7 protein-coding genes are annotated in these 14,940 nt (G+C 66.1%); 5 read left to right on the forward strand and 2 right to left on the reverse strand.

Annotated elements, in window-relative coordinates; all coding sequences use genetic code 11:
- Positions 1-265: 265 nt before the first annotated feature.
- The 4 genes from ACJ70B_RS20335 to ACJ70B_RS20350 all read left to right on the forward strand — a co-directional run bounded on the left by ACJ70B_RS20335 (position 266) and on the right by ACJ70B_RS20350 (position 6,749).
- Positions 266-2,275 (forward strand): beta-galactosidase, encoded by a 2,010-nt coding sequence (locus tag ACJ70B_RS20335; RefSeq protein ID WP_408960257.1) that lies wholly within the window; start codon positions 266-268, stop codon positions 2,273-2,275.
- A 475-nt stretch (positions 2,276-2,750) separates the two neighbouring features.
- The gene (locus ACJ70B_RS20340; RefSeq protein WP_408960258.1) at positions 2,751-4,178 is read left to right on the forward strand and encodes a glycoside hydrolase family 4; all 1,428 of its coding nucleotides are present in this window, start codon (positions 2,751-2,753) and stop codon (positions 4,176-4,178) included.
- A gap of 225 nt (positions 4,179-4,403) precedes the next feature.
- Positions 4,404-5,648, forward strand: coding sequence for a right-handed parallel beta-helix repeat-containing protein (locus ACJ70B_RS20345; protein WP_408960259.1), 1,245 nt, complete (start codon positions 4,404-4,406; stop codon positions 5,646-5,648).
- Between the two features lie 72 nt (positions 5,649-5,720).
- Positions 5,721-6,749, forward strand: coding sequence for an SGNH/GDSL hydrolase family protein (locus ACJ70B_RS20350; RefSeq protein WP_408960260.1), 1,029 nt, complete (start codon positions 5,721-5,723; stop codon positions 6,747-6,749).
- Positions 6,750-6,790: 41 nt separating this feature from the next.
- Here the strand turns inward: ACJ70B_RS20350 and ACJ70B_RS20355 are convergent, their stop codons facing one another.
- Together ACJ70B_RS20355 and ACJ70B_RS20360 are read right to left on the reverse strand one after the other, a co-directional pair.
- Positions 6,791-9,532 carry a family 78 glycoside hydrolase catalytic domain gene (locus ACJ70B_RS20355; RefSeq protein ID WP_408960261.1) on the reverse strand — a complete coding sequence of 914 codons (2,742 nt, stop codon included), beginning with the start codon at positions 9,530-9,532 and terminating at the stop codon, positions 6,791-6,793.
- A 186-nt stretch (positions 9,533-9,718) separates the two neighbouring features.
- Positions 9,719-11,578: a DUF2264 domain-containing protein gene (locus ACJ70B_RS20360; protein WP_408960262.1), complete on the reverse strand. Its 1,860-nt coding sequence runs from the start codon at positions 11,576-11,578 to the stop codon at positions 9,719-9,721.
- Positions 11,579-11,721: 143 nt separating this feature from the next.
- On the opposite strand from ACJ70B_RS20360, the gene ACJ70B_RS20365 reads away from it, so the two are divergent.
- On the forward strand, positions 11,722-14,892 hold the full coding sequence (locus ACJ70B_RS20365) for a glycoside hydrolase family 2 TIM barrel-domain containing protein (RefSeq protein ID WP_408960263.1): 3,171 nt from the start codon (positions 11,722-11,724) through the stop codon (positions 14,890-14,892).
- Positions 14,893-14,940: the final 48 nt, after the last annotated feature.

Raw genomic sequence — 14,940 nt, forward strand, 5'->3', positions numbered from 1 at the left:
GTTCGCCGAAGGTCGTTATAGCGCTGTTTACCATCTCGTTTACCGGAACACGATGGCTCGAGTCGTAGTTCCGGCTCGCCGGTCTCCGTCTCAGCAGTTCCAGCACGGAGACGCGGGGAGCGCTGTCGAACGTGGGTCAACCTTACGGTGGTGTTGCGGTCTACTAGTCGGCCGCTGAATCGTCGGGCGAGCACAGCGGAGCGTTCCTCGAGCCACCACCCCCTTGCATGCCAACGTTTACAACGGTCGGTGCGAACGTTGACCTATGTCAATCGGAGTGTGCTACTTTCCGGAGCATTGGCCGCGTGACCAGTGGGAGACGGATATCCGGCAGATGGCCGATGCCGGGATCGAATACGTCCGGATGGCCGAATTCTCGTGGGGGGTGCTTGAGCCCGAACGCGGCGCGTTCGACTTCGAGTGGCTCGACGAGATCCTCGAGTTGGTCGGCGAGTACGGAATGGAGGCCGTCCTGTGTACGCCGACGGCGTCGCCACCGCGGTGGCTCGTCGCGGAACGGCCCGAGATCCGCCAGCGGGACCGCGACGGGACCGTCAGAGACGTCGGAAGCCGACGGCACTACTGCTTCAACTCTACGGCCTACCGCGAGGAGACTGAACGCGTCGTCCGGGCGATGGCGGACCGCTACGCCGACGATCCGCGCGTTGTCGGCTGGCAGACCGACAACGAGTACGGCTGTCACGGCACGACGCGCTGTTACTGTGACGACTGCGCCGCCGCGTTCCGGGACTGGGTCCGCGAGGAATACGGCACCGTCGACGCACTCAACGAAGCGTGGGGAACGACGTTCTGGAGTCAGCAGTACGACGACTTCGAACAGGTCGACCTCCCGCGGCCGACGCCCGCGCAGGATCACCCGTCGATGCTGCTCGATTTCGCCCGGTTCGCCAGCGACAGCGTCGTCGAGTACAATCGGCTGCAGGCGGACCTCCTCCGCGAGGCGAACGAGGAGTGGTTCGTCACGCACAACTTCATGCACTTGTTCGAGTCGGTGGACACCTACGAGTTCGACGCGGACCTCGATCTGATCGCGTGGGACTCGTACCCGACGGGCCACGTCCAGCAGGGCAGCGGCGAGGCGACGACCGACGAACTCCGCGCGGGGAATCCCGACCTGCTCTCGTTCAACCACGACCTTTACCGGAGTGTGCTCGACCGACCGTTCTGGGTGATGGAACAGCAGCCGGGCGACGTTAACTGGCCGCCCCACTCTGCCCAGCCCGCAGAGGGGGCGATGCGCCTCTGGGCCCACCACGCAACCGCCCACGGTGCCGACGCCGTCGTCTACTTCCGCTGGCGGCGCTGCCTCGAGGGCCAAGAGCAGTACCACGCCGGCCTCCGCAAGCAGGACGGGACGGCGGACCGGGGCTACGATGACGCGATGCGGGCCGCCGAGGAACTATTCGACCTCGACCACGTCGACGCGCCCGTCGCCCTGTTACACGACTACGAGAACGCGTGGGCGCTCGGCGAACAGCTCCACGCACCTGACTTCGACTACTGGCAGCTGTTGCAGTCGTTCTACGCGTCGCTGCGGGCCCACGGCGTACAGGTCGATATCGTCCACCCCGAGAGTGACCTCGAGTCGTACGACGCCGTCGTCGCGCCGACGCTCCACCTGGCGACCGACTCGCTGGCCGACCACCTGACCGCGTACGTCGAATCCGGGGGCGAACTGCTGCTCGGCCCGCGGACGGGCGTAAAAGACGAATACAACAACCTCCGGCCAGAACTCCAGCCCGGTCCGCTGTCGGACCTCGTCGGCGCGAGCGTCGACCAGCACGAGACGCTCCCTGCACGATTCGAGCCGACCGTCGTCCGGCCCGACGAGACGGACACGGACTACGCATTCCGGACGTGGGCCGAGTGGCTCAAGGTCGACGTGGCCGTCCCGCTCCTCGAGTACGCAGGCGACGATATCGCAAGCGGACGGACGGCGGCCGTTCGAAACGCGGTCGGCGAGGGACACGTCGTTTACTGTGGCGTCTGGCCGGAGACCGACCTCGCGAACGATCTCGTCGGGTCGCTCCTCGGCCGCGCCGGCGTTCGCCGTACGGACGTACTCCCCGACGGTGTCCGCGTCGCGTCGCGCGACGGCTACACCTGGGTGATGAACTTCCGGAGCGATCCAGTCGCGGCGACGATCGACGGGGATCTGTCGTGGCAACTTGGCGGCCCGGAAATCAGTCCGTTCGATCTTGCGATCGCCGATACCGACGCGATCGACGGCCTCTCGGTGCAGCCTCGAGAGTGACACGTCGCCTTTGTGCCGAACCCGTCGACGGCGTCTCGTTTCTGCAATGGTCCGACCGCTTGAGTAGGGTACCCCGACCATATATCCGATAGCACCGGAAATGACGTTTGGACCGAGATAGACCGGCGATAGGAGGCGCTCGAGGACACACCTCGATCGTTTTTCCGGTCTCTTTCAGGAGAGCGTCCGCCAGGACCGAACAGGGGACCAGTACGGTCGACCGTCCGCGGGCCGTGTGTTACAGACGTACCTTCGTAAATTATTTCAGCGACTCAGTCCGAATCCGATCTTCGAGCCGAATTTGGACGGTACAGGCGCGGAACGTCGAGTTCGGAGGCCGTCCGGTAACGCCGAACAGAGCGTGGTAGATGTTACCATGGAGGGAGAGATGTCGAGGGGAGCGATACGCTCACGCCGTCGGTATCGGACGGCAGACGACACAACTACTTTATATTACGATCTCCGTACAGTTGGTATGCACCGACTCGAGGAGAGCGCGTCGTCACAGTCGCAGTCGTCGGTACAGATCGGCTATATCGGTGGCGGCAGTCGCGGGTGGGCGCACACGCTCATCAACGACGTGCTCCAGTGTGACGATCTCGCGGGGACGGTATCGCTTTACGACGTCGACTACGAAGCGGCCGAACAGAACGCGAAGTTGGCGAACGCCCTCACGAGTCGGTCGGACGCCAACGGAGCGTGGACGTTCGAGGCACGTCGGAACGTCAATGACGCGCTCGCGGACGCCGACTTCGTCATCTGTTCGATTCAAGACCCGGTCGACGAGACGTTCGTCCACGATATCGACGTTCCACAGGAGTACGGCATCTACCAGACCGTCGCGGACACGGTGGGTCCCGGCGGCGTCTTGCGTTCGCTGCGAGCGATCCCACAGTATCGCGAGATCGCGGCGACGGTCCGCGAGCAGTGTCCCGACGCGTGGGTAATCAACTATACGAACCCGATGACGGTCTGTACGCGGACGCTCTACGAGGAGTATCCCGATATCAACGCGATCGGGCTCTGTCACGAGGTGTTCGAGACCCAGCGGCTGCTTGCTGACATCGCCGAGCGGTACGTCGACGACGCCGCGGACGTCACGGCCGACGAGATCGACGTGAACGTCAAGGGCATCAACCACTTCACGTGGGCCGACGAGGCACACTGGCACGGACACGACCTCTTTCAGTACCTCGAGCGCGAACTCGAGGAGCGAAAGCCGATTCCGGGATTCGACCCTGGCGAACTCGACGACGAGTCGTACTGGACGAACCACCACCAGATCGCCTTCGATCTCTACGACCGGTTCGGGCTGCTCGGCGCGGCGGGCGACCGTCACCTCGCCGAGTTCGTTCCCTGGTATCTCGACATCGACGAGCCCGAGGAGATTCAGCGCTGGGGAATCAGGCTAACGCCCAGTTCCGCCCGGACCGACGACGGCGAGGGGCCGGCGAAGATGGACCAGTATCTGTCCGGCGACGCGGCGTTCGAGTTCACCGAGTCCGGCGAGAAGGTCGTCGATATCATGCGAGCACTCGAGGGACTCGAGCCGATCAAGACCCACGTCAATCACCCGAATCGGGGCCAAACGCCGGATCTGCCGACCGGAGCCGTCGTCGAGACCAACGCCGTCATCACCGGTGGCGGCGTCGCGCCGATCACCGCCGGCGACCTCCCCCGCGAAGTGCGGTCGATGGTACTGACGGCCGTGCACAACCAGGAGACGCTGATCGACGCCGGCTTCGCCGGAGATCTGGACCTCGCCTTTCAGGCGTTTCTCAACGAACCGCTGGTCACCGTCCACCGTGACGCGGCCCGCGAACTGTTCGCCGAACTCGTCGACCGCGAACGCGACTACCTGCAGGACTACGACTTAGAGGGCGCTGCCGTCCTCGAGGGCTGACCTCATCCGGTTCGTTGTATTGGGTACCGGCCTCCCCGGAGCGGGCTTAGGGACGCCGGAACCGACTTTTAATAACCCGTACCACGTCTTACCGACCGAAATCGAATTCCGCTCGAGGAGCAGTTTGTCACGACCTAAATCGACACAGGTAGTGTTGTGGATATAATTAGTATGGTATGGAGATAATAATTAACAATAGTGGTTGTGGTGGTTATTGGTGTCGCTATGACAGATAATAGCACAACCGAACGTAACCGCGACGAGACCGAGTGCGCCGACTCGAGCACCGCGATATCGGGCGTCACCCGTCGCCGCGCGGTATCGCTCGCGGCCACGGGGCTGGCAGCGGGCGCGATCGGTACCGCACAGGCAAGCACTCACGACGCTGAAGTGTGGCAGACCGACGGCATCTGGTACGCCGCGAACGACGAGACGGTGTATGAGGGGACGGACTACCTCGACGCGATACAGGCGGCCGTCGATAGCCTCACCCCCGGTCGAACTTCGAAGGAGACGGTTCTGATCAAAAACTCCGGGTCGGTCGGTCCGCACTCGTGGGACGGCGACGTCAAGGCCGTCGATTTGCCAAGCTACACCGTCATCGATCACAACGGGACGATTTTCGTCGAAGACACCGGCGAAGATCTGATCGTGCCGTTTCGCGCACAGAGCGTCGAGTCGATCGAGATCCGGAACGTCACCATCGAGGGCAACCCCCGCTACGGCATCTGGGTCCAGAGCTGTTCGAACGTACAGTTAGGCACGATCACTATGTCGCTGTGGGATACCGAGTCCGTTGGCATCGGCATCCGGATCGACGACAGCGACGGCGGCCGGAGCCGGAACGTCTCGCTCGAGTATGCCTCCATCGAGGGATCCAACCATCACGCGGTCGAGACCTACGGCGTCGACACCATCGATATCGGCACCGTCGAGACCGTCGATACCGGCGGCTGCGGACTGCTGTTGAACGACACGGCATACGCAACGGTCGACTACGTCAACGCCACTCGGGCAGACCAGGGCGGAGGCTACGCCGGCTTCCGGTGTGCGAACGATGCCGGCCCGGAAATCGTCGTTAATCGGGTCGACGCCGTCGACTGCGGCCGCGGGATCTTCACCGTCTCCGGGAGCGAGGGCATCGAAATTTACGACATCTACCTCGACGGTAACGGCGGGAACCTCGTCCAGGACACCCGGTATCTACTCATCGACGGTGGAACAGTCACGAACACCGGCAGCAGCGGCATCCGCATCGACTCGCGGAGCAGCGCCGAGTACCCCCATACGACCGACGTTACAGTTCGGAACCTCGAGCTCACGGGCAACGCCGAGTACGGCGTCTACGAGACCGGTCCCGAGACGGAACGGAACGCGATCGTCAGCAATCACTTCTGTAACAACGCCAGCGGAGCGGTCGAGACGTACGCGAACAGTACGGACGTCAGCGGAAACTCGTACTGCAGCTAAGCGGGTCAGACGGCTCGAGCGCGACCCGCGCCACCACATAGTTGATATAGGTTCGCAAGGAACGTGTTCGATATGTACGACGACGGCGTCCAGTTTCACAACGTCGGCGATGTGCGATCGATCGAGGGTCGGGACGGAGAGTTACTACAACGGGTTCCCGAGGCGGTCAGAACCGAACTCAACGACGGCGCACAGTCGCGGATGCGCCACCCCGCGGGCGTCGAACTCCGATTTGTCCCCGATGGCTCTGCGACGGTCACGCTCTCGACGGTCCCCGGCGGGAGCGCCGGAGAGAACACCGTCCGCGTCTTTTGGGGCCCGATTCAGGGGTCGACGGAGGTCGTCGTCGGCTCTGAGCCGACGGCGATCGAGGTCTCGCTCCCGGAGACACTCGCCGACCTCGAGCCGTCGGCCGTCGAGGACCTCGCGTTCGATCCCCGCGTCTGTCGGCTCCGGCCGTCGGGCGAGCACCGTGGCGGACCGATAGCGTATCACGGTCTCGAGGGCGATGTCCGTCCGCCTCGTGAGGACGAACTGCCCGACAGACGCTATCTCGCCTACGGCACCTCGATCACCGAAGGTGAGATGGCGCTTGGCGAGCACCTGACCTACGTCAGCCAGACGGCCCGTCGGCTCGACGCCGATCCGATCAATCTCGGCTCTTGTGGCACCGCCTACTGCGACGCCGCGATGGCCGACCACATCGCCGAGCGTGACGACTGGGATATCGCGACGCTCGCGATCTCGGTGAATATGGTCGGTTCCTTCTCCCCCGAAGAGTTTCGCGACCGCGCCGAACGGCTGATCGACCGAGTCGCGAGCGCTCACCCCGAGAACCCGGTCGTCGCCGTCACGATCTTCCGCAACTCACGGGACGTCTGCCGGCGTGCCGACCCCGAGGGACTGTGCGAACAGTTCCGCGCAGAACTTCGCGAGGTCGTCGCCGAGACGCCCCACGAGAACGTCTCGCTCCTCGAGGGGCCAGACCTGCTACCGACCATCGACGGGCTTACCGCCGATCTGGTCCACCCCGGTGATAACGCGATGATCACGATGGGCGAGACTCTCGCCACTGAACTCGAGTCGCTGCTCGCGGACTGACGACGAACCGAGCACCGAGTCGCTGGAGTCGATTCCGACGGTCACTCGAGTCCGAACCGGTAGGTCCCCGATTCGACGTCGATCTCGAGTCGCTCGCCGTCTCGAACGGCCGAGACGCCGTCCGGCAGCGTCGTCACATCCTCGTCGGCTCGAACCGGGTCGCCGTCGACGGTCGCGATGAGGGCTTCGGGACTCGTCGGGAGGACGACCGTCGCCGACGCGTTCCACGGGATCGTCGCCTCGAGTCGGAACGGCTCCCCGCCGTCGTCCGTCTGGCCGTCCGCGCGCTCGCCGCGCGTCCACGAGACCGCGACGGGTCCCCGTTCGGTCGGCACCCGACCGGACGCCGACGCGAGTCCCGTCTCGGGTGGACGGATCTCGACGCGTTCGCCTGCAACGCCGTCGGGGCGAACGCCGAGGAGCGTCCGCAGCACGTACACCAGCACCGTCGCGCCCATCGCGTGGGACTCGCTGCGGTTGTGTCGCTGTTCGGTCGACAGGGCAGAGTCACGACAGTGCCAACTCTCCCAGGTGAACGTGCCCCCCTGTGCTATGATGTTCGCCCAGCCGTCGTCCTCGGTGTTCGTCAGCAGGTCGACGACCACGCCGGGACGACCGGCGGTCTCGAGCGCCTTGAGCAGCCACGGCACCATCATCGGCCCCATCGCCGTCCCCTGGTCGGCCACGCGCTCGGCGACGGCGTCGACGCGCGCGTCGGGAACGAGACCGAACGCCAGCGGCAGTGCGTTGGCGTGTTGGGAGGCAGTGTCGCTCGCGTCGGTCGCGTCGCAGCCGTCGACGTAGCGATCGCCCTGCCGGAGCCGGTCGTCGATCGCCGCCTCGAGCGCGCGCTGGCGGTCGCGGTAGTGCGCTCGCTCGTGAGCCGGTCGGTCGAGCGCGGCCGCGATGTCGGCCGCCCGGCCAAGCGCGCTCGTACAGAGGACGTTGACCGTCGTTCTGACGGGCCAGTCGCGGTCGTAGCCGTAGCGCATTTCGGGCGGCCAGTCGACGAGTCCCGCCTCGTAGGGGCCGCCTTCACCGCCCGAGAGGGTCGCGACGAGTCCGGTCTCGCCGTCGACGTGGCGCTCGACGTACGCCGCGATAGCAGTGACGACCGGATAGGCGCGCTCGAGCGTCGCTCGATCGCCGGTCGTGCGGTAGTGTCGCCAGACCCACTCGGGGAAGGAGACCGTGAAATCGGGGATGTCGCGCTTACCGTCGCCGTTCGGGTAGACGGCGTTCAGCCGGCCTTCGCCCGCCCAGTACCGGTAGTGCGACCGGCAGAACTCCTCGATCGCCCGTCGGCTCAGCGCACGCTCCGCGAACGCTCGCGTCGTCGTCTGCGAGACATTGAAACTGTCCAGTAGGAACTGCCCCTTCTCGCGGGTCGGCGTGTCGACGAACTGTCCCTGACAGCCGTACAGCGCCGAGTGGCGCGCGAGTTCGAAGACCGAATCGACCGTCTCGTCGTCGGACGTGAACGTCGCCGCCCGCTCGTCGGGGACGGCATTGTGCGTCGCTAGCAACCGCACCTGATCGGGCTCGAGTCGCTCGCCCGGATCATCGATCTGCAGGTAGCGGAGACCGAGGTAGTTGCACGGGCGGAACGTCCCCGTGCCCTCGCGCTGGATGTACTCGTAGCGCATGTCCGTCCGCTGGGTCCCGTCCGTCTCGGCGACCGAGCCGTCCGCCGCGAGCCGGTAGCCCGCCCTGAGCGCGACCCGGTGCCCATCGGTCCCGTCCGTAAAGCCTACCTCGGGGAGTCCGGCGTAGACCCGTCCGAAATCGACGATATACGAGCCGTCCTCGAGCCGGTCTATCGAGTCGGGCTCGATCGGCGACCGATCGACCTCGCTTTGCTGGGCGACGAGCCGATCCCACGGCGGCGTCGGGTGGGTGCCCACGACGGTCGCGGGGTTCCACGCTTCCGCGTCGAATCCCGGCTCGCTCCAGCCGAGCGGGGCCCGACGAGCGTCGATGATCTCGACCGGCTCTGCGATCTCGTCGTTTCGTAGCGGCGCGTCCTCACGCCACTCGGCCTCGCGGACGCGCCACAACCCGTCGGTGACGACGGTGCGCTCAGTCCCGTCGGCGAACGTCACCTCGAGCTGACAGACGAATCCGGGTTCGGCGGCGGGTCGGCCCTGTCCGGCACCGTTCCAGGTGCACAGCGCGCCGATCGCGTTCGCTCCCGACTCGAGGTCGTCGGTGAGATCGACGGTCTTGTAGTACTGATTGTCCGGGTAGGACGCCGCCGGACCGCGGTCGATCGCGCGCCCGTTGACCGACAGTTCGTACCGGTGGCTCGCGGAGACGTACGCACGGGCGCGTTCGACGGCACCGTCGAGAGCGAACTCGCGACGCAGATAGGTGAATCGACCGCGCTCGAACGCACCGTCGTCCGGCCGGCGGATCCAGGATGCCTCCCAGTCTGCAGGCTCGAGAAGCCCCATTTCCCACCGGTTCGGCTCGCTCCACTCGCTTGGTTCGTCGGATTCGTCCCACACGCGAACCGCCCAGTGGTAGTCGCGTCCGGACTCGAGGGGAGCGCCGTCGTAGGTCACCGCCGGCCGGTCAGTCGATCGCTTGCCGGTGTCCCAGCAGTCCGCCTTGCCGACCGACAGCAGGTCCGGCGTCGACGCGACGAGCACTCTGAATGCGGTCTGTCGCGCCCCGCGGCGATCGGTGGCAACCCGCCAGCGTAGGTCGGGCGTCGGGGTATCGATGCCGATCGGACGCGACGCGTACTCGGTTCGCAGGTCTACTGGCTGGTTCCGTGACATCGTCGTGTTCGTATGCCATCCCGTCGGGCGCTCATAAAAGCGTACCGACACGAGGGGTACGGCGCTCGAGACGCTGCAGTTCGTAGCGTTTCGGCCGGCTTTCAACCCGGCGTCACGCGCCCCTCGTTTTCCGGTGAGACGACCCCGCGGGGCAACACGGTATCCAACGCCGCGGTCGATGTCCCGTCACTCCGCTCGGTCCGCGGTCGCGATCTCGCCGGCCCGACACTTGAGAACGCTGTCACCGTCGGCCGTCTCGATCTCGACGCGGTCGTCACCGGCCGCCATGAGTTCCGGCGGCCGATCGAAATCGACCGGCCCCTCGGCCGTCGCTCGGACGGCAGTGGCCAGCCAGTGTTCGCCGGCGTCGTATCGGTTCTGGAGCGTCGGGACGACCGTACGCGGGTGCATGAGGTTCGTGTTCGGTTCCGCCGGGACGATCTCCGGTCGGCGATCGCCGCGCAGGTCGGCGACGACGCTCGTCCCATTCGGATACGTGGCTCGAGCGGTCGCTCCCTCGGTCTCGTGGGAGAACTGCGTCGGGACGTCGTCGCCCGTCCGATCGAGTGCGAATCCGCCCTCCTCGCTGTGGAGCGGTCGCGACGTCTCGAGGCGGTGGACTCGAACGTGCCACGGAAGCGCCGGCGCCAGCCAGGTTTCGACGCGGACGTCGTCCCACGGGGTCCACAGCGATTTGAGGGTCGTCCCGTCGACTTCGGTCGCGGCGACCGACTCGGGGGCAGGGGACTTGTACAGGTCGCCGTCCGGGCTGAGCGCGAGCGTGCTGTCGCGTCCCGCTTCCCCGAGGCCCGCGTTCTGCCCGGCCATGGAGAACCCGAAGGTCGCGGAGTAGGCGAACTTCCCGTACTTCTCCGCCCCGTAGATGCTGTCCTGGGCGAGCGAGAGCGCGAACAGGTGGTCGTCGTCCCGGCAGATAACCTTCCGAGGTTCGGACTGGACGACCGTCTCGGGGCGGTCGGGAAGCGGTTCCTCGTCGGCCTGCCAGAACGAGTGTGTCGGCTCGAGCGCGAGCGGCAGGAACGCCTTCAGCGCCCAGTACGGTGAGTTCGGCGAGTTGTACACCTCCGACGTCTTCAGCGTCGGATACCGGTAGCCGACTGACAGCAGGCCGCCGTCCGTGAAGATCGGCTGGTTCAGCCACCAGCGGACGTTCCGCGCCCAGAGCCCTCTGAGGACGCTCCATGGGAGCGGGTTTAGATCGGCGAACGCGAGCGCGCCCCAGAACCCGGCCTGCGCGAAGCGGTAGGTGAGGCTCCGACCGAAGGGGATCGCGCGTCCGTCGTCGTCGAACCAGTGGACGTGCTCGGTCGCGAACTCGGCGGCCCGCTCGCGAAACCGGCGGGCCCGCTCCGGATCCTCGTCGCCGCAGACGGCGGCGTAGACGAGCCCGTAGAAGTGCATCGCCCACGGCAGGTAGTAGTCGATCGGACTCCCGTCTCCTGGCTGGCCGTCAGTGTACCAGCCCTCGCCCTGATAGAACGACTCGAGTCGATCGAGCGATTCCTGAGTACGCTCCCAGTCGTGGGCCGCGCCGACCGATCGGAGCCCCATGTTAACCATGACCCGGAAGAACAGCCAGTTGCAGTCGTGGAGCTCAGCGTCGTTGATCTGGTTCAGCCATCGGACGAGTTGCTCCCGCTCCGGTTCGGAGAGCGGCTCCCAGATTCGTTCGGGAGTCAGCGCGAGTCCGAGCCCGGTCGACGCCATCTCGACGTGCTTCTGGGAGCCGTCGCCCGCCTCGCCCCAGTACTCCTCGTGGTCTGGATCCGTCCCGGTGACGAGGCCGCGTCGAACGAGGTCCCACTGATCGGACGTCCCGTGGACGGTCAGCGGAACGAGTCCCCACAGCGGTCTCGCAAACCCCTCGAGTTCGGCGTCGACCGCGGGAAAGTGTGCCCCGGTGGCCATCGGCCGCACCCGTGCGCCGCCGGCACTGGCGTGCTCGTACAGCGGCTCGATGAGGTCCTCGACGGCTCGTTCGAAATCGGCTCGCGTCCGAAGCGGATTCTCCGCGGTCGGATTCATGACTGACGTATGTTGACACGGGTCTAAAACGATTTCCCATTGATTTGTTTCACCACAGATCCGTTTCGCCCTCGAGTCGACGCCGTTCGGCGCGAGCCGTCGCGTCCGAGGATTGATGGTGGTTCGTCGACCACTAGGGGTCGATGACTCGAGACTGGGCCGACCCGGAGACGGTCAGTCGAAATCGGATCGATCCGCACGCGTACTTCCTCCCGTACGCCGAGACGAGCGACGCGACCGCGGGAAACCGGACGGCCTCGCCCTGGATCGCGTCGCTGAACGGCGAGTGGCGGTTCCAGTTAGCGGAGACGCCGACCGCCGCGCCCGACGGGTTCCACGAGCCGGAGGCCGACGTCGGTGACTGGGACACTATCGCGGTGCCACAGCACTGGCAGACGGCCGGCTACGGCGATCCCCACTATACGAACGTGGTCTACCCGTTCCCCCTCGATCCGCCACACGTCCCGACCGAGAACCCGACCGCGTCGTACCGGCGGACGTTCTCCGTCCCCGAGGAGTGGAGCGATCGCCAGCTCCGGCTCCGCTTTGGCGGCGTCGACTCTGCGTTCCACCTCTGGATCAACGGTGAGGCAGTCGGCTACGGCGAGGGCAGCCGACTGCCGTCGGCGTTCGACGTGACCGACTACGTCTCCGCGGGCGAGAACACAATCGCCGTCCGCGTCTACAAGTGGTCGACCGGCAGCTACCTCGAGGATCAGGATATGTGGTGGCTCAGCGGGATCTTCCGCGACGTCACCCTGTCGGCCCACCCGACGGTACAGGTCGCGGACATCGACGTCCGGACCGACCTCGACGACCGATACGAAGACGCCGTCCTGCGGGCGTCCGTCGACGTGCGAACCGTCGGCGACGACGAGGGGACGGCCCGGATCGAACCGACGCTGCGCGACGCGGACGGCGCGCCGGTCTCGACGACGCTCGAGGCCCGATCCGTCTCGCTCGAGGCCGGCGCGGCGACGACGCTCGAGTTCGAGACGGCCGTCGAGTCGCCCCGGAAGTGGACCGCGGAGACGCCCAATTGCTACGATTTCGTCCTCGGCGTCTCGCAGGGCCAAAGCGACGACGAGACGGTCCTCTCGCAGACGGTCGGCTTCCGCGAGGTCGAGATCACCGACGGACAGTTGCTTGTCAACGGCCGCCCGGTGACGATCCGCGGCGTCAACCGCCACGACTTCCACCCCGACCGCGGCCGCGCCGTCCCGCTCGAGGCGATGCGCGAGGACGTCAAGTTGATGAAGCGACACAATATCAACGCGGTGCGGACGGCACACTATCCGAACGATCCGCGATTTTACGACCTCTGTAACGAATACGGGCTCTACGTGCTCGACGAGACCGATCTCGAGTGCCACGGGATGAGCCACGCGGAGACGACCGAGCACGTGAGCGACGACCCGCGCTGGGAGGCAGCCTACGTCGATCGGATGGTTCGGATGGTCGAACGCGACAAAAACCACCCCAGCGTTATCTGCTGGTCGCTTGGCAACGAGTCCGGCCTCGGGACCAATCACGAACGGATGGCGGCGGTGACTCGCGAACGCGACCCGACGCGCCCGATCCACTACGAGCCAGATACGGAACAGGCGGTCTCGGACATCATCGGACCGATGTATCCGCCATTCGAGCGACTCGAGGAGTGGGCCGCCGCCGACCTCGAGCACCCGGTCGTGCTCTGTGAGTACGCCCACGCGATGGGGAACGGGCCGGGGAACCTCCGGGAGTTCTGGGACCTGTTTTACGAACACGACGGGTTACAGGGCGGCTTCGTCTGGGACTGGATCGATCAGGGGCTCCGGCAGACCGCCGACGACGGGACGGAGTGGTTCGCCTACGGCGGCGACTTCGGCGACGAACCCAACGACGCGAACTTCAACATCAACGGGCTCGTCTTCCCCGACCGGGAGCCCTCGCCCGGACTCGCCGAGTACAAGAAGGTGATCGAACCGGTCGTCCTGCGCGAGGCGGCCCTCGAGCACGGGGAACTCACCGTCGAGAACCGGTACGATTTCCGGTCGCTCGAGCATCTCAGTGCCTCCTGGCGCGTGCTGGCCGACGGCCGTGTCGTCGAGAGCGGGCGGCTTCCGCTGCCCTCGGTCGCCGCCGGCGAGGCCGCGACGGTCGCGGTTCCCGTCGACGCGGACGGACTCGATGCAGACGCCGAACACGTCCTCTCCGTCGACGTTTCGCTCGCTGCTGAGACGGCGTGGGCACCGCGAGGACACACGATCGCGACCGGCCAGTTCGAGCTCACGGAACGCAGAACCGAGGCCGACTCCGCTTTGCGGTCGACGACCGGCGTCTCTGCGCCGCTCACATGTGACGTGACCGACGAGGAGATCCGCGTTTCGAACGGGCAGTTCGACCTGACGTTCGATCGCACGTTCGGCGTCATCGACTCGCTGACCTTCCAGAACCGGTCGCTGCTGGAGAGCGGTCCCTCGGTCGGGATCTGGCGCGCACCGACGGACAACGACAGGGGGCTTCCGCTCTCGCGGACGCTGCTTTCGCAGTTTACCGAACGCTACGAGAACGAGGAGCGCGTTCGGGCGGGCGACCTCGCGACCGTCGGCTTCGCACGGCTCTGGCGCGAGCACGGGCTCGATCGGCTGCAGTTTCGCGCCGACGACGTCGCGTGCGAGCGAGACGCCGACCGCGTCACGATCACCGTCGACGGTCGCCTCGCACCGCCGATATACGATCACGGGTTCGCGGTCGAGCAGACGTACGCGATCGAGAACACCGGTGCGATAACCGTCGACACCGCACTCGAGCCCGAAGGGGACCTGTCGGTGCTGCCCTCGCTCCCCCGGATCGGACTCGATCTCACGCTCGCGGACGATCTCGATCAGGTCACGTGGTACGGACGGGGACCGGGAGAGTCGTACGTCGACAGCACGGAGGCCGCCCTGCTCGGCCGGTACAGCCGACCGGTCACCGACCTCCACACGCCATACGTGCGACCCCAAGAGAGCGGCAATCGGACGGACACCCGCTGGGTGACGTTCGCCGACTCGAGCGGGATCGGCCTCTTTGTCACCGGCGAGACGACCTTCGATTTCAGCGCCCGCCGCTTCGACATTGCCGACCTCGAGGCCGCCGCGCACGACCACGAACTGCCCGAGCGCGAGGGAATCCGGGTGTCGATCGACGACCGCCACTGCGGGATCGGGACGGGAAGTTGCGGTCCGGCGACGCTCGAGGAGTACCGGATCGACCCCCAGCGGCCGGTCTCGTTCCGTCTTGCGTTCCAGCCGATCGCTGCGGCCGACCGCGCGGCGACCGACCGGTACTGACCGGCGACGAACCGGTTAATTCGGTGCTTGCCAGTCCAGCTGACCGAG

The sequence above is a fragment of the Natrinema sp. 74 genome, from assembly GCF_046097095.1.
Taxonomy (GTDB): domain Archaea; phylum Halobacteriota; class Halobacteria; order Halobacteriales; family Natrialbaceae; genus Natrinema.